This window comes from Kocuria dechangensis (assembly GCF_014636775.1).
In the GTDB taxonomy this organism is placed as follows: Bacteria; Actinomycetota; Actinomycetes; order Actinomycetales; family Micrococcaceae; genus Kocuria; species Kocuria dechangensis.
In genome coordinates, this window is sequence record NZ_BMEQ01000001.1 from 339819 (window position 1) to 357326 (window position 17508).

Genomic DNA, 17508 nt, shown 5'->3' on the forward strand with positions numbered 1-17508 from the left:
GGCCCCCATGGTTGCCCGTCAGGACCTCACCACGGACGAGGACCTCAAGGCCCAGCTGCTGCTCGTGCGCCGCGGCACGGCGTTCTGGTCCCGGAAGGTCAACGAGCTCATGAACGACGAGCTCGACGGACCGTCCCTGCTGCCCGGCTGGACCCGCCGGCACGTCATCGCCCACGTCGGCTACAACGCGCGCGCCCTCACCCGGCTCGTGCAGTGGGCCAACACGGGCGTCGAGACGCCGATGTACTCCTCCCCGGAAGCCCGCAACCAGGAGATCGCCTACGGCGCGACCCTCCCGGCGCGAGCGCTGCGGCACCTGAACGACCACGCGGCCGTCTCGCTCAACGTCGAGTGGCGGGACACCCCCGACGAGGCGTGGCGCCACGAGGTGAAGACCGCCCAGGGTCGGACCGTGCCGGCCACGGAGACGATCTGGATGCGCAACCGCGAGGTCTGGCTGCACGCGGTCGACCTCGACAACGGCGCCCGCTTCTCGGACGTCCCGCGCGAGGTCCTGACCCGGCTGCTGACGGACATCGTCGGCAACTGGGCCGCGAAGGACAAGGACCCCGGGCTGCGGATCCAGGTCACCGACGCCCCCGAGCTCGGCGAGCTCGGGGCCGCCGCGGGCCAGGACTCCGGGACCCCGGTGCGCGGGGACCTGGCGGCGGTGGTCCAGTGGACCGCCGGCCGCGGCGGGCCCCGCCTCGAGGTCGGCGCCGACGTCGAGAACCCGCGCTGGATCTGAGCACGCGCTGGATCTGAGCACGCGCGAGGCGGCAGGGCCCCGGGGAGCCTCCCCGGGGCCCTGCCGCGTCCGGCGTCCGTGAGAGAATTTTCCGGTGATGGAGACCCGTACCGAGAACCCGCCCGCCCGGCTCGACCTGCCGCCCCTGCAGCTGGGGAGGCTGACGATCGACGTCCCGGTCGTGCTCGCCCCCATGGCCGGGGTCACCAACAAGGCGTTCCGCCGGCTGTGCCGCGAGTACGGCGGCGGCCTCTACGTCACCGAGATGGTCACCGCCCGCGCCCTCGTGGAGCGCCGGCCCGAGTCCATGCGGATCATCGACCACGACCCGGACGAGACGCCCCGCTCCATCCAGATCTACGGCGTGGACGCCGTCAACGTCGGCAGGGCCGTGCGCATGGTCGTCGAGGAGGACCGCGCCGACCACATCGACCTGAACTTCGGCTGCCCCGTCCCCAAGGTCACCCGCCGCGGCGGCGGCTCCGCGCTGCCCTGGAAGACCGACCTGTTCACCGCGATCGTGCGCACCGCCGTGGAGGAGGCCTCCCGCGGCGACGTCCCCGTGACGATCAAGATGCGCAAGGGCATCGACGGCGAGCACCTCACCTTCCTCGAGGCCGGCCGGATCGCCCGGGACCACGGCGTCGCGGCCGTCGCCCTGCACGGGCGGACCCTCGAGCAGCACTACTCCGGGACCGCGGACTGGGACGCGATCGCGCAGCTGCGCGAGGCCCTGCCCGACGTCCCGGTGCTCGGCAACGGCGACATCTGGAGCGCCGAGGACGCCGTGCGCATGGTCGAGCAGACCGGGGTCGACGGCGTGGTGGTCGGCCGCGGCTGCCAGGGCCGGCCCTGGCTGTTCGGGGACCTGCAGGCCGCCTTCGAGGGCCGGTCCGACCGGTTCCGCCCCGGCACGGCGGACGTCGCCCGCACCATCTACCGCCACGCCGAGCTGCTCGTCGAGATGTTCGGCGACGAGGCGAAGGGCCTGCGGGACATCCGCAAGCACGTCGCGTGGTACTTCAAGGGCTACCCCGTGGGCGGCGAGCTGCGCGCGCGCATGGCCCAGGTCCCGGACCTCGCCACCCTGCGGGAGCTGCTCGACGAGCTGGACCTGACCCTGGGCTACCCGGGGGCGGACGTCGAGGGCCCGCGAGGGCGGGCCGGCTCCCCGAGGCGCCCGCACCTCCCGGACGGCTGGCTCGACTCCCGCGAGCTGGGCGACGCCGAGCGGCTGGGCCTGTCCGCGGCCGAGCTCGACGTCTCCGGCGGCTGAGCGCCCGGCGCCGAGGACCATGAGAGGATCGGGCATGCCACACTCGTCCGTCGACTTCGACCGCACCGCCGCCCCCACTCCCGGCTACGCCGCCCGGGACGTCGCGCGCTGGGTCGCCGAGGACCACCACAACCTGCACCGCACCGACTTCGAGCGCGACCGCGCCCGGATCCTGCACTCCGCGGGCCTGCGCCGGCTCGCGTCCAAGACGCAGGTCGTCGCCCCCAACACGGACGACTTCGTGCGCAACCGGCTCACCCACTCCCTCGAGGTCGCCCAGATCGGCCGGGAGCTGGGGGGCATGCTCGGCTGCGACCCCGACGTCGTCGACGCCGCCTGCCTCTCCCACGACCTGGGCCACCCCCCGTTCGGGCACAACGGGGAGTCCGCGCTGAACCGGCTGGCCCAGCACATCGGCGGGTTCGAGGGCAACGCCCAGACCCTGCGCCTGCTCACCCGGCTCGAGCCGAAGGTCCTCACCGACGAGGGCCGGCCGGCCGGGCTCAACCTCACCCGTGCGGTGCTCGACGCCACGTGCAAGTACCCGTGGCGGGCCCACGAGGCGCCGCTGCGCGCGGACGGCGCCCGCTCCCCGAAGTTCGGGGTGTACGAGGACGACAGGCCGGTCTTCGAGTGGCTGCGCGAGGGCGCCCCGGAGCGCACCAAGTGCCTCGAGGCCCAGGTCATGGATCTTGCCGACGACATCTCCTACTCGGTCCACGACATGGAGGACGCCATCGCTTCCGGGCTCGTGCAGCTGGGCTGGCTCGCCGACACGGACCAGCGGGAGAGGGTGCTCGAGCTGGCCCGGGAGTGGTACCTCCCCGAGGCCGGCGACGCGGAGCTGGACGCCGCCCTCACCCGGCTCGAGGCCTCGCCCCCGTGGGTGCGGGAGATGGACGGCTCCCACCAGGGCCTCGCCCGGCTCAAGAACATGACCAGCCAGCTCATCGGCCGCTTCGCGATGTCCGCGGTGGCCGCGACCCGGGACGTCTACGGCGACGAGCCGCTGACCCGCTACGCCGCGCAGCTCGTGGTGCCCGAGGAGACGGCCGTGGAGATCGCGGTGCTCAAGGGCATCGCCATCACCTACGTCATCACCGTGCGCGACGCCCAGCCGATCTACGAGAACCAGCAGGAGGTGCTCGCGATCCTGGTGAGCGCCCTGATGGACACCGACGGCCACCACCTGTCCCCGGCCTTCGCCGCGGACTGGCGGGAGATCGGGGACGGCCCGGGCGCGGAGGCGGCGCGGCTGCGGCTGGTCGTGGACCAGGTCGCGTCCCTGACCGACCTCTCCGCCGTCGCCCTCCACGACCGGATCCGCGGCACGCACTGGCGGGTGGGGGACAAGCCGCTCTGGTGAGGAGGGACGTCCCCGCTTCTCATTGAACGGGTGTGAGCTGTGCGGCCGGGAGGCCGCTCCCTAGGATCTACGGGGTTGTGCCCCTCCTCACAAAGGTCCGATGCCTCATGGCTTCCCCGTCCCGCTCCGACTCCCCGACGACGGCCTCCCCGTCCCGCGGCGGCACGCCGATCCTGCGCTCCCGCGCGTGGGTCGCGCCGCTGTGCTGGACGGCGGTGCTCCTCGACGGCTTCGACGCCGTCGTCCTGGGGGCTGTCCTCCCCACCATGCTGGAGAACGGCGAGCTCGGGATGACGACCGCCCAGGGCACCGCCGTGGCCACCGCCGGCCTCGTCGGCATGATGATCGGCGCCCTGGCCATGGGCTACCTCACCGACCGGCTCGGCCGCCGCCGGATGCTCATCGGCGCCGTGGTCCTGTTCTCCGTGCTGACCTTCGCCGCGGCCTTCTCGCCGAACGTGCTGGTCTTCGGGCTCCTGCGCTTCCTCGCGGGCCTCGGCCTGGGCGGGTGCCTGCCCACCGGCATCGCGATGGTCACCGAGTTCGCCCGCCGGGGCCGGGGCTCCAACGCCACGACCGTCATGATGACCGGCTACCACGTGGGCGCCGTGCTCACCGCGGCGATCGCGATCGTCGTCGTCCGCCAGTTCGGCTGGCAGGAGATGTTCGTCCTGGGCGCCCTGCCCGCCGTGGTGCTCGTGCCGCTGATGATCGTCTTCCTCCCCGAGTCCCCGTCCTGGCTCGCGTCCAGGGGCCGGACCGCCGAGGCCCGCGCCGTCGCCGAGCACTACGGCGTCGACGTCGAGGACCACACCCCCGGGCAGGGGGAGGCCGAGAAGGTCGGCGCGGCGATGCTGCTGTCCACCGGCTGGCGCCGCAACTCGATCGCCATCTGGATCGCGTCCTTCATGGGCCTGCTGCTCGTCTACGGGCTCAACACCTGGCTGCCGCAGATCATGCGCGCCGCCGACTACGACCTCGGCAACTCCCTCGGCTTCCTGCTGGTCCTCAACGTGGGCGCGATCGTGGGCCTGGCCGTCGCCGGGCGCGTGGCCGACCGGATCACCCCGCGCACGGCGGGCATCATCTGGTTCCTCGGCTCCGCGGTGCTGCTGGCCGCCCTGGCGATCAAGCTGCCCGTGCTGGGCATCTACGTCATGGTCTTCGTCACCGGCTGCTTCGTGTTCTCGTCCCAGGTGCTGGTCTACGCCTTCACGGCCGCCAACCACCCGCCGCGGGTCCGCGCCACCGCGCTGGGCATGTCCGCCGGCGTGGGCCGGCTCGGGGCGATCTCCGGGCCGATCATCGGCGGCACCCTGCTGGGCGCGGGCCTGGCCTACCCGTGGGGGTTCTTCGCCTTCGCCGCCGTGGGCGCCCTGGGCGGCGTGGCCCTCACCGGCACGCGGACCCGGCACGAGCTGCGGGAGTCCTCCCGCTGACCTGCTGCTCCTGAGCCGCTCCTGCTGGCCCGCTCCTGGTGACCCCACGCCGGCGGGCCGGTCCCCGGGCGCCCGGGGACCGGCCCGCCGGCGTCCGGCCCCGCGCCTACACTGAAGCTGTGGCAGGACTGATCAGGCGTGAGGACATCGACGAAGTGCGCTCGCGCACGGACATCAAGGAGATCGTCGACGGCTACGTCACGCTGAAGAGCGCGGGGATCGGGTCCTGGAAGGGCCTGTGCCCGTTCCACGACGAGCGCACCCCGTCCTTCCACGTCCGCCCGCAGATGGGCACCTACCACTGCTTCGGCTGCGACGAGTCCGGGGACGTCATCTCGTTCCTGATGAACATCGACCACACCACCTTTTCGGAGACCGTCGAGAAGCTCGCGGCACGGATCGGCTACGAGCTGCGCTACGAGCAGGGCTCGGGGCCGAAGAAGGAGGAGGTCGGGCGGCGCCAGCGCCTGCTCGACGCCCACAAGGTCGCCGCGGAGTTCTTCCAGCGCAGCCTCTACACCCGGCAGGCCGGTCCCGCCCAGCGGTTCCTGGGCGAGCGGGGCTTCGACGGCGAGGCCGCCCGCCGCTACGGGGTGGGCTACGCCCCGAAGGGGTGGGACCACCTCCTCAAGCACCTGCGCGGGCACGGCTTCACGGACCAGGAGCTGAAGCTCACCGGGATGTTCTCCGAGGGCAACCGTGGTCTCTACGACCGCTTCCGCGGCCGGCTGGTCTGGCCCATCCGGGCGGTCGCCGGCGAGGTCATCGGCTTCGGCGCGCGCAAGCTCTACGACGACGACCAGGGCCCCAAGTACCTCAACACCCCCGAGACAGCGCTCTACAAGAAGTCGCAGGTGCTCTACGGCATCGACCTCGCCAAGCGGGAGATCGCCCGTCAGCGGCGCGTGGTCGTCGTCGAGGGCTACACCGACGTGATGGCCTGCCACCTCGCCGGGGTGACCACGGCGGTCGCCACGTGCGGGACCGCCTTCGGCCCCGAGCACATCAAGATCGTGCGCCGCTTCCTCTCCGACGACGGCGGCGGGGGAGAGGTCGTCTTCACCTTCGACGGCGACGCCGCCGGGCAGAAGGCCGCCCTCCGCGCCTTCGAGGAGGACCAGAAGTTCGTGGCCCAGACCTACGTGGCCGTCGAGCCGCACGGCATGGACCCCTGCGACCTCCGGCTCGCGCGCGGGGACGCCGCCGTCGCGGACCTCGTCGACTCCCGCCGGCCCCTGTTCGAGTTCGCCATCCGGGCCACGCTCAAGAACTACGACCTGGCCACCATCGAGGGCCGGATCCGGGCGATGCGCGCGTGCGCGCCCATCGTCTCGCGGATCCGCGACCGCTCCCTGCGGCCGGCCTACGCCCGGCAGCTCGCCGGCTGGCTCGGGCTGGAGCCTTCGGAGGTCCAGCGCGCGGTCGACGCCGCGGGCCGGGCCCCGCGCGAGGACCGGGCCGCGCCCCGCCCCGCGGAGCCGGAGGCGCCGGCGACCCCCGCCGTCCAGCTGCCCGACCCGCGCGAGCCGGTGGCCCGGATGGAGCGGGAGGCCCTGGAGACCGTGATCCAGTGCCCCGGGCTGCTCCAGGACCGGCACTGGGAGGAGTTCTCCCTCAGCGTCTTCCGCTATCCCGTGCACGGGGCCGTGCACGACGCCGTGCTCGCCGCGCGGGCCGGTCTGGGCGGCACCGTGCCGAGCGGCCAGGTCTGGGTCGACGCGGTGCGCGGGCGCCTGCCCGACCCGCTGCACGGCTATCTCGCGGAGCTCGCGGTCACCCCCCTGCCCGCCACCACGGAGCAGCAGCTCGAGCGCTACACCTCGGACATCCTCAACCGCCTGTTCGAGCTGCAGATCAACCGGCGCAAGTCCGACCGCCTCGCCGAGCTGCAGCGCACCGACCCGACCAGCCAGCGGGAGCGCTACCAGGAGCTGCAGCGGGAGCTGCTGGAGCTGGAGATGCAGCGCCGCGGTCTCCGCCAGGACTGACGTGCCCGCCGGCCGCCGCGCGGGGTGGCTTTTTTGCGAACCCGCGCCGGGGACGGTAGAGTGATGGCTCGTTGCACGCGTGCGTGCACGGTCCTCCGTAGCTCAATTGGCAGAGCATTCGACTGTTAATCGAAGGGTTACTGGTTCGAGTCCAGTCGGGGGAGCAGCACAGAAGGCCCCCACCAGCGGAAACGCCGGTGGGGGCCTTCGCCGTTCTCGGCGTTGGGTATCCCTTGGGGACACCTGATCTTTCCCCTTGCTCTGCAGCTTCCTGCTGATTGGCAAGGACGGGCACCCTCGACCTAACGAGGCCCTCACCAGCTCCTGCGACGAGGACGAGCTCGCCGAACTGGAGGCGCGGAACGCCTGACCCCTTCGACCCTGGACGCACAACGCCCCGGCCTCCACGACGGAGACCGGGGAGTACGCCTCTTCAGGGCGCCCCGCAGCAGGGCGCTGCCCGCGGCGCGCTTACGCGTGGTGACGTGCGCTTCGCCGGGATGGGGTCAGAGCGGGCCGTAACCGGCGTTGCCGTGGGGGTCGCGCCAGGTGGTCAGATCGTCTTCCACGGCCCTGCGGAGATCAGGGTTCTCCTGGACCCGTCGTCGGAAGGAGGACCGGGCCCGGCCCATCACCGTTGCGGGGACCACGATGCAGGCCACCAGCAGGGCCACGGTGAGCAGGTAGGTGTAGATCACCGCGAGGAGTGTCGCGGTTCCCTGGGCTGCGGCGGCAGGCAGGGGCGTGGCCAGGAGCCCGCCCAGGACGGCGGCCAGCACGGACACCATCATGATGCCGCCGCGGGCCGATCCAGGGCCTCTGGTGACGATGAGCCTGTCGGTCTTCGGCAGTATGGCCTGCACTCGTTTCCAGGAGATCAGTCCCAGCACGAGCAGGGCAGCCCCCATCAGGCCCAGGACCAGCACCCAGACGGGGTCACCGGACATTGAGGAGATCACTCCACCTGTCACGGCCAGGACCGGTCCTGCGGCGATGGCGCTGCTCCAGGCCGCCGCCACGGTGCCTTGAGCATCGGCCAGTTGCCGCAATCGGGAAGGAGCGAGCGGTGGGCTGGCCCGGGCCAGTTCTGCGGAGAGCCAGTAGTCCAGAGGACGCGCGGGCTGGTCAGCGGGGAAGGACGAAACGAAGTTGTCGTTGGCGGTGTTCACGAGGTGCCCCTTGCTGGGCCGGAGGATGAGGTGGGTGTTGAGGTGGGTGTTGCTGCCTGCCGGCGGGGTTCGGTGCTCACGCGGCGACTGTCTTCGCCTCGCGCAGGACGGTCATGGCGAGCCGCGACCGCCCGACCTGGCGTACCGCCTGCAGCCGCCCGGCCTCGGCGATGGTCAGCTTCATGCCACACAGGGTCGCACGAGCGACTGCTTCCGGAAGCCACCGAAACGCACAACGCCCCGATGTCCACGACGGAAACCGGGGTGATGCTCGGTGCGTTAGATCAGGCCGGACCGAGCTGCTGGGCCCTGCTCGCCATGTCGAGGTAGCGGTGCTCCACGTCCGTCAGCCCGTGCTCGTCGTTCCTGGTCCGTGCATCGTGCATCGTGCCACGGCCCGTCCGGTGCCGGCCGACCTGGCTACGGCCGGTCCGCGCGGCGGGGCACGAGCACCTGGAGCTCCGGGACGGGCCGGGTCCAACCCTCCAGCGGCGGGGTGTTCTCGTCGAAGCCGTCGAGGTCCAGCTCGGCCCGCACCCCGGCGGGCCCGCTCATGCCGATCCGGCTGCTGGGCGAGCACGAGGCGACCCACGGCTGCGGCCGGTCCTGGTCGACGGTCACCAGGCAGTTGCCCTCGGTCGCCGAGCGCACCACGAAGAACTCGTGCCCGGCGTGGGCGGCCAGCAGCCGTGAGCTCTGCTGGTCCCAGTCCTGGGCCTGGATCTCGGCCCCGTTGGCGACGTGGGAGGGCAGGACGTCGGCCGGTTCCTGCTCGCGCTGGTAGATGGTGTCCCGACCCTGGGCCGGCTCGGTTTCTCCGCACGCGGTCACCACGACCGCCACGAGCAGCGCCGTCCCCAGCGTGCGCATCCTCGGCTTCACGGCCCCTCCTCGCTCGGACGTCCCGGTCCTCGCATCGTGCCACGCCATGGTGCCGGCGGGCGTCATCTCATCGGAGGGGCCGGTTTCCGGCGGACGGCCCCGACAGACGTCCATCACGCGGGCGTGAACCGTCTCTATCCACCCGTCGTCACCACCACCACGGCCTCCACTCCACCACCTCGTCACACCTCCGCTATCGCAGCCGGCCGCTCGCCCTGACCGGCTCGCCGGTGACGCACTCCGTGCTCGAGCACAAGAGGGCGCACGTGTCCCACCGGGCGGGCCGGCCCGGGACCCGGAGTGAGGGCGGGGCCGCGCGCGAAGGCGCGGGGATCCGGTTCAGGGGATGCACAGCAGGCAGCTGGCAGACGCGTCCGCGACCACGAGGGCAGGAGGATCCGATGATGACGACCGCGCGCACGATCACCCGAGGCGTGTTCGCCGTGCTCGTCATCGCGCTGCTCGGATCGGCCTTCGGATACGGGGAGCTGAGGTTCATCACCGCGGCACTGCTGGACGCGGTGGCCGGGTTCGGGGTGGACGCGCGCCAGACGCAGGCGATCGCCGCCACCAGGTAGCCCGGTGCCGGCCGGGCGCTACGACCCCCGGCCCAGGCGCTGGTCCAGGCGCTCCATGCGCTCCCGGTACTGCTGGTCACTGCGCTGGAATCGTCTCCAGCTGAGCACAGCGATCACGAAGGTGCCGAACGCGCTCACCACCGTGAACCACGACAGCTCGGATGCCAGCAGTTCGGATGCCAGCGCGAGGACGACGGCGGTCGCGAACAGCAGGCCGCAGGCGATCGCGAAGCCGCCGCTGATCGGAGCTCTTCCCGTGGCCACTGCACCTCCTGTGGGTCTGTGTTCCTGAAGCGTAGAACAGACCGGCAGGCTGGGCGCCGGAGGCGTCGAGGGCGCTGACCTCGGTGTCGATGAACGAGACCCGCTGGGCCTGGGCGCCGGTGAGGTCGAGTTCCTCGATGACGCAGCCGGTGAAGCGGGTGCTGGACAGGTCCCAGGTGGTGGCCCCGGAGCCGGTGAAGCGCAACGACTGGTAGGTACCGTGGGGGTGGAGCACCCGGTGCACGGCGTGAAGGACGCTCAGCGGATGAACGGGCCGTGGGCCTTCATCCAGTCGTTCAGCCACCGCTCCAGATCATCGACGTGCCAGGTGGGGGCGTGGATCAGCAGCGCATCGGGGCCACGGCGGAGGACCGCGTCGATCCCCTCCAGGCCGGCGAGCTCCAATGCCATCAGATCGACCAGGGCGGACCCACGAGCGGCGATGACGGCGTTGACACCGACGTCGAAACCGTCGGGCTCGGCCACGACTTCCACAGGCGAGCCGCCCAGCTCGAGAACCGTCGTCGGGCTCGTACGCAGATCGGCGATGACCCCGGCCGCGTACTGCTCCAGCTCGGTGGGGTACAGCGACTTCTCCCGGCGCTGGATCCTCAGCAGCCCGCCCATCGGCATGGTCGGCACGAAGATCTGGTGCCCTCTCCCTGTGAGCACCGGGTGGTGGTGCAGGTGGTGTCGCGGGTCCTCCGGGGAACCCAGGCCCCAGCGGGCGTTGGGGGCGCCGGAGATGATGACGATGGCGAGGTAGGAGACCAGCCCGTCCAGCAGCGCGGCCGTCGTCTCGGACGGTGGCCTTGCCCTGGTCATGGTGTGCCGGGCCCACGAGGGCCACTGGTCCCGGGGCAGCACCGGCACGCCCGGGGCGGCGTAGCCTTCCAGCTCGGCGCGGTGGCCGGTGATCCACCGCCACAGTGGCGTCAACGACGCCGGGGAGGCGTCGAGCATTGCGTCCGGGTCCACGCCGGCGGCGGTGAGCCGGGCGCGCAGGCGCACCCACGCGGCGGGGCGTTCGGCGAGGAACTCCTCGAGGGCGGCCGCAGCCTGCGGAGCGGTCATCAGCCGGTACGGGGTGAACGGCATGGCAGGGTCCTGTAGGGATCGGAGTGCGTCCCGTCGAGCGTCCGATGGTGTTGAAACGGAAGACAGGACACCACCGTAGTCCGGTGGGCGCCGGTGGCAGAAGGGTGCGCGGGGAAGGCCGCGAGGCGCACGACGTCAGCCGGTGGACGACTGTGCGGGGAGCGCCTTCAAGTAGCGCCGGCTGCGCCGGGGCCGGGGGAAGCAGATCGGGGTGAGCAGCACCGGCACAGCGGCCATGGACCACGGCGGGTCGGCGCGATCAGCAGAGCCAGGACCATTCCGGCAGCCATCGCGGCCGTGGCGAGTTCAGCCTCCAGACCGGAGCAGGCGAGCGTCCCGGCGGCGGTGCGGGTGCGCGGGCCCTCCGGCGTACGGCCGTCCTTGGCGGTGAACGTCAGCCACTGATCCAAAGCCCTCCGCTCTGCACGCTTGGCGAGCCGAGGCCGCGGCGCCTGGACAACGCGCTGGACAAGGAGCGACAGGCCGAGCCAGGTGCAGAGCGCCAGCAACCACCACCAGTCCATCTGCCGGCCGGCGACATCGAGCAGCCACCAGGTGAGAAGCGGAGGGCCGATCAACAGCATCATCGACGCCGGAAGGGTGCGCACGAGGGTCTGCCTGACGGTGGGCACGGGCACGTGCTCGGTCTGCTGCTCGTTGCGATGCGCATGCTCGGCCATGACCTGACGCTACCGACGCTCAGCCGGGGTTGCAGGTGCACATAAGGGGAGGGACAGCGCACGGGCGGGCGTGCCAGGATGCGGACGTAGAGGGGTGGGCGAGGTGCCGAACACGATCCGTGGGCTGCTCGTCGTCGTGGCGGCCGGCTTCCTGGTTCTTGGGGTGCGCGACGTCGTTCTCCGCGGGTGGTTCGGCCGGCCGATGATCGTCGGCGGGGTGCCCATGCTCATGGGCGTGTACCGGGATCTGCGTGATGAGGGCGGCGGTCGACGGTGACCGGGAGGGCGCCGCGGCACGGCGGGGAGGCGACGCCGGCGCGGCGGAAGCAGAATGCCCGGGGCATGCTCGCCGTGCTCGGGTTCTGCGCCCTCGGTGCGCTGGCCATCGGATCGCTCCTCGGGACGCCGCTGTACGAGCAGCGGAAGGCCCGGCGCCGGGAGCAAGCGGCAGACGTGACCGAGGGCCCGGACGCTCAGCCGGCGGAGCGGCTCCCGCCGTCGAATCCCAGCGGGTAGTGGGCGTAGGAAACGGTGCCGTCCGGCCAGTCGTCGGCGACAGCATCGGCGTGCGCGGCGGCCTCGGCCTCGGTGCCGAACATCCCGAGGATCGGGTTCTCCAGGTCTGCGTCCTGGCTGACGATCCAGGCTCCGTGCTGGTCGGGGCGGTGGACACTGGAGCGCACGGCCACGAGCACGGCGGCTGTGATGGCGGCGCCGGCGAGGAGTGAGTTTGCTTTCATGATTCCCACGGTAGGTGCGCCCACCGCGGCACCGGCGTGTTACGACCGGCGGGTCACCAGGGAAGGTGGCGCTGCAGCCACAGGGGGATCCACATCCGCAGTATGAGCTCGTTCGAGTGCGGGGCGTCGACCACCAGAGCGGCAGGCCCCTAGCGGTGGACTGACTTCACGGCGTCCCGCTCGCTCAGCTCGGCGATCAACCACTCCACCAGCGCCGGATGCCCGGCCACGATGTCCTCGCGCAGCCCGACGTCGAAGCAGTCCACCTCGGCTGCCACGGTCACCAGCGCCTCCTCGGCGGTGGACGCCTCCGGGCGGTTCAGCAACGGGAAGTCGTTGATGCGGTGGTGGCCGCTCTCCCATCGGGCCTCGGGCACCTCAGCGGTGATGATCCGGGCCAGGTAGGAGGCGAAGCCGTCGACCAGCGCCAGAGTCTCGGCCGGCGGGTGCGGGTCCACCAGCGTGGCGTGGCGGGCCCAGCTGGGCCACGTGGGCCGGGTCGGGTCCTCGGCCAGTGGCCGTGGATCCACGCCGAGCTTCCCGGCCAGAGAGGTGATCCACGCCCACAGCGGAGCCACGGAGACCAGTGATCCGTCGAGCATCGTGGCGGGGTCACGGCCGTGGGCGAGGAGCGCGGAGCGCAACCGCTCCAGCGCCGGGCCGCGTTCGGCGAGGTGCTCATCGAGCGCGTCGGCGGCCTGGGGTCCGGTCATCGACTCGTACAGCAGCTGCCCCATGAGGGTGACTGTAACGCGCGGGCGGCCTGCCGGCGTCAGCAGGGCCACCGAGCGCACGAGGGCGGCGCGTACGTTCTCGGACGTGGTCCGCACACATGAGGGACATGACCATCACTGCACACCGCCGCAGGAGCGCCACCGAGCGCCTCGAGCAGCTGCGCGACTTCGGCTCCTCCCACGAACGCGCCCCCTCCCGCCCCTACTACTACGGGTCCAACCGGCTGGACACGACCGTCCACGCCTACGAGTGGTTCCTGAAGCACCCCTCGCCCCATGTCCCCCTGACGCTGGACTTCTTCCCGCAGTCCCGGGTCTTGCGCGCCCAGGCGACGATCACCGACCCGCCCGTCGGTAGTGCACAGAGCTGACGGGCCAGCCCCTGGGTGGTCCCGGACGGAGGGCCGTGACCGGTGCCGCCGCGGACCGCGCGGCGTCCCGCAATCGAGCCCATGTTCGTCCGACAATTGACAGGCTTTGCCACAGACGACCGCCCGCCCCTGGACCCCCGCCAAGGAGCAACACCGTGAAGAGAACGCTCGCCGCCGCAGCCATCGCCGGACTCGCCGCCCTGACCGGGTGCTCCGCCAGCCCCGCGGTGGAGGACGATCCGTCGGCAGCCCCGTCGGAGTCCGCCACCATCCCGGTCCCGGCCCTGCCCCCGGAATCCCCGGAGGCGACGGCGGCCGGCGGCGGCGTCAAGGAGGCGTGCGAGACGTTCAACGCGCTCTGGGCCCAGTACGCGGCCGTCCCCGGTGACGACCCGGAGGCGTACGAGGAGATCTACCTGAAGTCCGAGGACGCCAAGGACACCGCTCCGGAGGAGGTGTCCGGTCTCTTCGCAGCACTGAGCCTCATCGCCATCGACCACGCCGGGGCGGCCGAGACCGGTGGGGAGCCGGAACAGGCGTCCAAGGACGCCGTCCGTGATGCCGTCTTCGCCAACTCGGGCGTCTGCACAGCCGAGGACGTCACCCTGACGCTGTGAAGCGCACGCTGAGCGACCCTGCCAACGGGAACCATCGGCGTCTGCTTCGACGGTGCTCCTCTGCCGCCCCATCCCCTCCAACGACAGGAACAGACCGTGGTGTACGACCCTGAGCGAGAGCGGCGCAACGACGCCGTCTACGCCGAGCACAAGCAGGCCCTGGCCCGGGGCGAGAAGCGGGTGCTGCGCACGACGGCCACCGGCGAACTGCACAGCTATGCCGGTGAGGAGATCGGGTTCACGCCCGGCGCCGGCCAGGTCCAGGTGAGCACCTGGTGGGGCATGGGCATCGTGACGGCGGTGCTCTGGGCAGGATTCGCCTTCTCCTGGGTGCTGCTCCTTGCCCCCGTGAGGGAGGGCGGGCAACCCTTCTGGGGCGCGCTGTTCCTGACGGTGCTGGCGGGACTGCTCGGCTGGTACACCTTCAGGCTCGCCAGGGACGAGTACCGCGCGGCCAAGCTGCGCAAGGAACGCGGTGCCCCCAAGCCCGGCACCAGCGGCCGCCTCCCCACGTAACCGCTCACCGCAGCCCGCATCCAGAACGGCCACCGAAGACGACGACGCCCGCCGAGGATCAAGCCGGCGGGCGTTCGTTGTGTGCGCGCGAGTAGCTCTCCGCCCCGGGCCGGCGGGCCCGGAGCGCAAGTTCTCAGCAGCTGACCGGCGTCAGCGCCAGCCGGCCGCCTTCGGGAACCCGGATCGGGTCGCCGTGGCCCGGGGCCAGGACGTCGAAGGAGTCCCAGTCCAGCAGGATCTCCGCGGTGCGGTGGGCGTGGCGGACATCGGCGTGGTACGGGTCGGCCAGCAGCTGCGGGAAGTCTTTGACGGGGGAGACCATGTGCGCGGTGACCACGGCATCCCCCGAGAGCAGAACCCCGGTGTCGCCGACCAGGTAGGAGGCGTGGCCGGAGGTGTGGCCGGTGGACATCACCGGGCGCAGGGCGCCGGGGACGTCGAGCACCTCGGTGTCGGTGCTGAACGGGGTGAGGCCCTCGGCCGGCACGGTGTGGTCCTTCAGCCCGCCCACCCGGATGGCGTGGATCGACCACTTCGCCCAGCGCCAGGAGCGCAGCGCGCGGGGGATGGACTGCTTGGGTCCGATCTGCTCGCGCCTGGCGCCGGTGATGTTGGGGATCTCGGCGGCGGCCAGGTGCACCGGCACGCCGGCGGCGAGGTAGCGGGGGAGGTTGCCGATGTGGTCACCGTGGGCGTGGGTGATGACCACCGCTGCGGGCAGGCCCTTCACCCCGATCGCCTCCAGGGAGGCGTCGAGCATCCCGGTGTCCCCGGGGTAGCCGCAGTCGATGAGGGTGTAGTCGTCTCCGTTGCGCACGACGGCCCAGTTGGCGCCGGTGCCGGTCACCAGGGTGGTGCCGGATCCCAGATCGTGCAGGTTGTCGGCGGGGGTCCATCGTCTCGTCATGGTCAACCAATCTGTCAGATGAAGATGGTGGCGGCGTGCATGGTCGTCAGCCCGCGAGCCGTCAGGCCGTTCTTCGGACCCTTGCCGCGGTGACTTCCCAGGTGGCCGCTGAGCTGGATGCCTGGATACGGAACAGGTCCGGTTTGACGTCTTCCGGGGCAGTCGGGACCGGCGCCGCAAGGAGTGTGCCAGGGGCCATCGCGGCCGTGCCCGGTGCAGGCTCCGGACGCGCGGGCTGTCAGCTCGCGGAGCGTCCGGCGCGTCACGGGCGGTGCGGGGGTGGGTGCTCAGCGGATGAACGGGCCGTTGGCCTTCATCCATTCGTTCAGCCACCGCTCCAGCTCATCGGTGTGCCAGGACGGGGCGTCCACCTGCAGCGCATCGGGAGCACGCCGGAGGACCGAGACGACCCCGTGCTGGCCGGCGAGCTCGTGCGCCATGCGGTCGACCAGAGCGGAACTGCGATCGGCGATGACCGCGTGCACGCCGACGTCGAAGGCCTCCGGCTCGGCCACGACCACCACGGGGGAGTCCTCCGGATCGAGAACAGCTTTCGGGCTCGTGCGCAGATCGGCGATGACACCGGCCGCGTACTGCTCCAGCTCGGTCTCGTGCAGCGACTTCTCACCGCGCTTGAGCCGGAGCACCCCGCCCATCGGCAGGGTCGGCACGAAGATCTGGTGCCCCCTCCCGGTGAGCACCGGGTGGTGGTGCAGATGGTGGTTCGGGTCCTCCTGTGAGCCCAGGCCCCACTTGGCGTTGGGGGCGCCGGTGATGACGACGATGGCGAGGTAGGAGACCAGCCCGTCCACCAGCACGACCATCGTCGACGACGGGACCTTCGCGCCGGTCACGGCGTGCCGGGCCCACGACGGCCAGTTCTCGCGGGGCACCACCGGGGTGTTCGCCGCAGGGTTGCCTTCGAGCTCCGCACGCCGGCCGGCGATCCATCGCCACAGCCGAGTCAGGGAGGCAGGGGAGCCGTCGAGCAGTGTGTCCGGATCCATCCCGTGGGCAGTGAGCTCGGCGCACAGGCCCGCCCACGCGGCGGGGCGTTCCGCGAGGAACTCCTCGAGGGCGGCGGCGGCTTGCTGAGCGGTCATCCGCCGGTAGTGGGTGAACGGCATGGCAGGGTCCTGTGGGGAACGGGCTCGGTCCCGTCGCGCGCCTGAGGGGCTCGGGACGGGAGGGGCGACTCCATCTTAAGCGGGAACGCGCCGGCGGAGGAATGTGCGCGAGGGAAGGCCGCGGTGTACTCGGTACGCCGAGACCGACCGTGGGGGCTGCGTCACCGCGCCAGGTGACGCTGCAGCCACAGCGTGCACCACAGCGTCAGCCGGGTCTCGTCCCAGTCCGGGGCGTCGACGACCAGCGCGTCGGGCCCGTACCGGTGCACCGATTCGACGCCGTCGCGGTCGGTGAGCTCGGTGATCATCCACTCCACCGTCTGTGGGTGCTGCGCTGCGAGGTCGGGACGCAGCCCGACGTCGAAGCAGTCGACCTCGGCGACCACCGTCACCAGCGGCTCCTCGGTGGCGTCGGCCACCGGGCCTTCACCGCGCAGCGCGGTGATCGTGCGCTGGAGGTAGGCGAGCATCTCGGTCCCGCCCATCGGGTCGCGGCCGTGGGCGGACTGATAGGCGCTGTAGAGCGGCATGGACGGCAGGAAGACCTGGTGGTGGTCGGAGGCCAGGAGCGGGTAGTTGAGCATCGGGTGCGTGCCGATGCGGTGCTCCCCGACGAGCCACTGCGTGCCGGGGACCGCGGCGGTGATGATCCGGGTGAGGTAGGAGGTGAAGCCGTCGACCAGAGCGAGGGTCTCGGCCGGCGGGTGCGGGTCTACGAGCATCCCGTGGCGGGCCCAGCTGGGCCAGGTCTCCCGGGTCGGGTCCTCGTCCAGCGTCCTCGGGTCGGCGCCCAGCTCGGTGAACCGGTCGGTCAGCCATGCCCAAAGCGGGGCGACGGAGTCCAGCGACCCGTCGAGCATCCTCTCGGGGTCACCGCCGTGGGCGGCCGATGTGGAGCGCAGCTGCTTCAGCGCCGCCGGGCGTTCGGCGATGAACGCATCCAGGGCGTCGGCGGCCTGGGCCGGGGTCATCGACTCGTAGAGCATCGTCGCCATGGACCGCACTCTA

At 71.8% G+C, this 17508-nt stretch carries 21 protein-coding genes and 1 tRNA gene; 12 read left to right on the forward strand and 10 right to left on the reverse strand.

The annotated features are described in order from the left end of the window. The first annotated feature begins 7 nt into the window (after positions 1–7). The 6 genes from IEW07_RS01460 (at position 8) to IEW07_RS01485 (ending at position 6981) form a co-directional block, all read left to right on the forward strand. On the forward strand, positions 8–748 hold the full coding sequence (locus IEW07_RS01460; RefSeq protein WP_188534040.1) for a maleylpyruvate isomerase family mycothiol-dependent enzyme: 741 nt from the start codon (positions 8–10) through the stop codon (positions 746–748). A 97-nt stretch (positions 749–845) separates the two neighbouring features. Next, on the forward strand, positions 846–2024 hold the full coding sequence (gene dusB / locus IEW07_RS01465; protein WP_188534194.1) for a tRNA dihydrouridine synthase DusB: 1179 nt from the start codon (positions 846–848) through the stop codon (positions 2022–2024). 34 nt (positions 2025–2058) lie between these two features. Next, entirely contained in the window at positions 2059–3390 is a 1332-nt protein-coding gene (locus IEW07_RS01470) for a deoxyguanosinetriphosphate triphosphohydrolase (protein ID WP_188534041.1), read from the forward strand. A gap of 107 nt (positions 3391–3497) precedes the next feature. Continuing rightward, a complete protein-coding gene (locus IEW07_RS01475; protein ID WP_188534042.1) occupies positions 3498–4829 on the forward strand; it encodes an MFS transporter in 1332 nt (443 codons plus the stop codon). Between the two features lie 119 nt (positions 4830–4948). After that, the gene (gene dnaG / locus IEW07_RS01480) at positions 4949–6817 is read left to right on the forward strand and encodes a DNA primase (protein WP_188534043.1); all 1869 of its coding nucleotides are present in this window, start codon (positions 4949–4951) and stop codon (positions 6815–6817) included. A 91-nt stretch (positions 6818–6908) separates the two neighbouring features. Next, a tRNA-Asn gene (locus IEW07_RS01485) sits at positions 6909–6981 on the forward strand. A gap of 342 nt (positions 6982–7323) precedes the next feature. Here the strand turns inward: IEW07_RS01485 and IEW07_RS01490 are convergent. Both IEW07_RS01490 and IEW07_RS01495 read right to left on the reverse strand, forming a co-directional pair. Further along, positions 7324–7986 carry a hypothetical protein gene (locus tag IEW07_RS01490; protein ID WP_188534044.1) on the reverse strand — a complete coding sequence of 221 codons (663 nt, stop codon included), beginning with the start codon at positions 7984–7986 and terminating at the stop codon, positions 7324–7326. 420 nt (positions 7987–8406) lie between these two features. After that, the gene (locus IEW07_RS01495) at positions 8407–8868 is read right to left on the reverse strand and encodes a hypothetical protein (RefSeq protein ID WP_188534045.1); all 462 of its coding nucleotides are present in this window, start codon (positions 8866–8868) and stop codon (positions 8407–8409) included. 401 nt (positions 8869–9269) lie between these two features. Here IEW07_RS01495 and IEW07_RS01500 point away from each other — a divergent pair, with 401 nt between their 5' ends. Next, the gene (locus IEW07_RS01500; protein WP_188534046.1) at positions 9270–9446 is read left to right on the forward strand and encodes a hypothetical protein; all 177 of its coding nucleotides are present in this window, start codon (positions 9270–9272) and stop codon (positions 9444–9446) included. 18 nt (positions 9447–9464) lie between these two features. Here the strand turns inward: IEW07_RS01500 and IEW07_RS01505 are convergent, their stop codons facing one another. Further along, entirely contained in the window at positions 9465–9710 is a 246-nt protein-coding gene (locus tag IEW07_RS01505) for a hypothetical protein (RefSeq protein ID WP_188534047.1), read from the reverse strand. Between the two features lie 89 nt (positions 9711–9799). Here IEW07_RS01505 and IEW07_RS21380 point away from each other — a divergent pair, with 89 nt between their 5' ends. Further along, positions 9800–9925, forward strand: a complete 126-nt coding sequence (locus IEW07_RS21380; RefSeq protein WP_268235510.1) for a hypothetical protein — start codon at positions 9800–9802, stop codon at positions 9923–9925. Positions 9926–9968: 43 nt separating this feature from the next. On the opposite strand, the gene IEW07_RS01510 is transcribed toward IEW07_RS21380, so the two are convergent. Beyond that, positions 9969–10808 carry a hypothetical protein gene (locus IEW07_RS01510; protein WP_188534048.1) on the reverse strand — a complete coding sequence of 280 codons (840 nt, stop codon included), beginning with the start codon at positions 10806–10808 and terminating at the stop codon, positions 9969–9971. A gap of 167 nt (positions 10809–10975) precedes the next feature. Continuing rightward, positions 10976–11488 carry a hypothetical protein gene (locus tag IEW07_RS01515; RefSeq protein ID WP_188534049.1) on the reverse strand — a complete coding sequence of 171 codons (513 nt, stop codon included), beginning with the start codon at positions 11486–11488 and terminating at the stop codon, positions 10976–10978. 103 nt (positions 11489–11591) lie between these two features. Here IEW07_RS01515 and IEW07_RS01520 point away from each other — a divergent pair, with 103 nt between their 5' ends. Further along, positions 11592–11765 (forward strand): hypothetical protein, encoded by a 174-nt coding sequence (locus IEW07_RS01520; RefSeq protein WP_188534050.1) that lies wholly within the window; start codon positions 11592–11594, stop codon positions 11763–11765. A 196-nt stretch (positions 11766–11961) separates the two neighbouring features. On the opposite strand, the gene IEW07_RS01525 is transcribed toward IEW07_RS01520, so the two are convergent. Beyond that, positions 11962–12228 (reverse strand): hypothetical protein, encoded by a 267-nt coding sequence (locus IEW07_RS01525; RefSeq protein ID WP_188534051.1) that lies wholly within the window; start codon positions 12226–12228, stop codon positions 11962–11964. Positions 12229–12377: 149 nt separating this feature from the next. Next, positions 12378–12965: a hypothetical protein gene (locus IEW07_RS01530; RefSeq protein WP_229741484.1), complete on the reverse strand. Its 588-nt coding sequence runs from the start codon at positions 12963–12965 to the stop codon at positions 12378–12380. A gap of 104 nt (positions 12966–13069) precedes the next feature. On the opposite strand from IEW07_RS01530, the gene IEW07_RS01535 reads away from it, so the two are divergent. The 3 genes from IEW07_RS01535 (at position 13070) to IEW07_RS01545 (ending at position 14466) form a co-directional block, all read left to right on the forward strand. Further along, positions 13070–13333 carry a hypothetical protein gene (locus tag IEW07_RS01535; RefSeq protein ID WP_188534052.1) on the forward strand — a complete coding sequence of 88 codons (264 nt, stop codon included), beginning with the start codon at positions 13070–13072 and terminating at the stop codon, positions 13331–13333. 155 nt (positions 13334–13488) lie between these two features. Continuing rightward, on the forward strand, positions 13489–13950 hold the full coding sequence (locus IEW07_RS01540; RefSeq protein WP_188534053.1) for a hypothetical protein: 462 nt from the start codon (positions 13489–13491) through the stop codon (positions 13948–13950). Positions 13951–14046: 96 nt separating this feature from the next. Further along, positions 14047–14466, forward strand: coding sequence for a hypothetical protein (locus IEW07_RS01545; protein WP_188534054.1), 420 nt, complete (start codon positions 14047–14049; stop codon positions 14464–14466). Between the two features lie 133 nt (positions 14467–14599). Here IEW07_RS01545 and IEW07_RS01550 read toward each other — a convergent pair whose 3' ends face one another. The 3 genes from IEW07_RS01550 to IEW07_RS01560 all read right to left on the reverse strand — a co-directional run bounded on the left by IEW07_RS01550 (position 14600) and on the right by IEW07_RS01560 (position 17495). Beyond that, positions 14600–15373, reverse strand: a complete 774-nt coding sequence (locus IEW07_RS01550) for an MBL fold metallo-hydrolase (RefSeq protein ID WP_188534055.1) — start codon at positions 15371–15373, stop codon at positions 14600–14602. A 287-nt stretch (positions 15374–15660) separates the two neighbouring features. Continuing rightward, complete coding sequence (locus tag IEW07_RS01555) at positions 15661–16500, reverse strand: hypothetical protein (protein WP_188534056.1); 840 nt, start codon at positions 16498–16500, stop codon at positions 15661–15663. A gap of 161 nt (positions 16501–16661) precedes the next feature. Then, on the reverse strand, positions 16662–17495 hold the full coding sequence (locus IEW07_RS01560) for a hypothetical protein (RefSeq protein WP_188534057.1): 834 nt from the start codon (positions 17493–17495) through the stop codon (positions 16662–16664). Positions 17496–17508: the final 13 nt, after the last annotated feature.

Excerpts from the sequence above, each read along its gene's own strand:
- IEW07_RS01460 (WP_188534040.1), top strand. The coding sequence starts at position 8 with ATGGTTGCCCGTCAGGACCTCACCACGGACGAGGACCTCAAGGCCCAG.
- dusB (WP_188534194.1), top strand. The coding sequence starts at position 846 with ATGGAGACCCGTACCGAGAACCCGCCCGCCCGGCTCGACCTGCCGCCC.
- IEW07_RS01470 (WP_188534041.1), top strand. The coding sequence starts at position 2,059 with ATGCCACACTCGTCCGTCGACTTCGACCGCACCGCCGCCCCCACTCCC.
- IEW07_RS01475 (WP_188534042.1), top strand. The coding sequence starts at position 3,498 with ATGGCTTCCCCGTCCCGCTCCGACTCCCCGACGACGGCCTCCCCGTCC.
- IEW07_RS01500 (WP_188534046.1), top strand. The coding sequence starts at position 9,270 with ATGATGACGACCGCGCGCACGATCACCCGAGGCGTGTTCGCCGTGCTC.
- IEW07_RS21380 (WP_268235510.1), top strand. The coding sequence starts at position 9,800 with ATGAACGAGACCCGCTGGGCCTGGGCGCCGGTGAGGTCGAGTTCCTCG.
- IEW07_RS01510 (WP_188534048.1), bottom strand. The coding sequence starts at position 10,808 with ATGCCGTTCACCCCGTACCGGCTGATGACCGCTCCGCAGGCTGCGGCC.
- IEW07_RS01515 (WP_188534049.1), bottom strand. The coding sequence starts at position 11,488 with ATGGCCGAGCATGCGCATCGCAACGAGCAGCAGACCGAGCACGTGCCC.
- IEW07_RS01525 (WP_188534051.1), bottom strand. The coding sequence starts at position 12,228 with ATGAAAGCAAACTCACTCCTCGCCGGCGCCGCCATCACAGCCGCCGTG.
- IEW07_RS01530 (WP_229741484.1), bottom strand. The coding sequence starts at position 12,965 with ATGGGGCAGCTGCTGTACGAGTCGATGACCGGACCCCAGGCCGCCGAC.
- IEW07_RS01535 (WP_188534052.1), top strand. The coding sequence starts at position 13,070 with ATGACCATCACTGCACACCGCCGCAGGAGCGCCACCGAGCGCCTCGAG.
- IEW07_RS01550 (WP_188534055.1), bottom strand. The coding sequence starts at position 15,373 with ATGACGAGACGATGGACCCCCGCCGACAACCTGCACGATCTGGGATCC.
- IEW07_RS01555 (WP_188534056.1), bottom strand. The coding sequence starts at position 16,500 with ATGCCGTTCACCCACTACCGGCGGATGACCGCTCAGCAAGCCGCCGCC.
- IEW07_RS01560 (WP_188534057.1), bottom strand. The coding sequence starts at position 17,495 with ATGGCGACGATGCTCTACGAGTCGATGACCCCGGCCCAGGCCGCCGAC.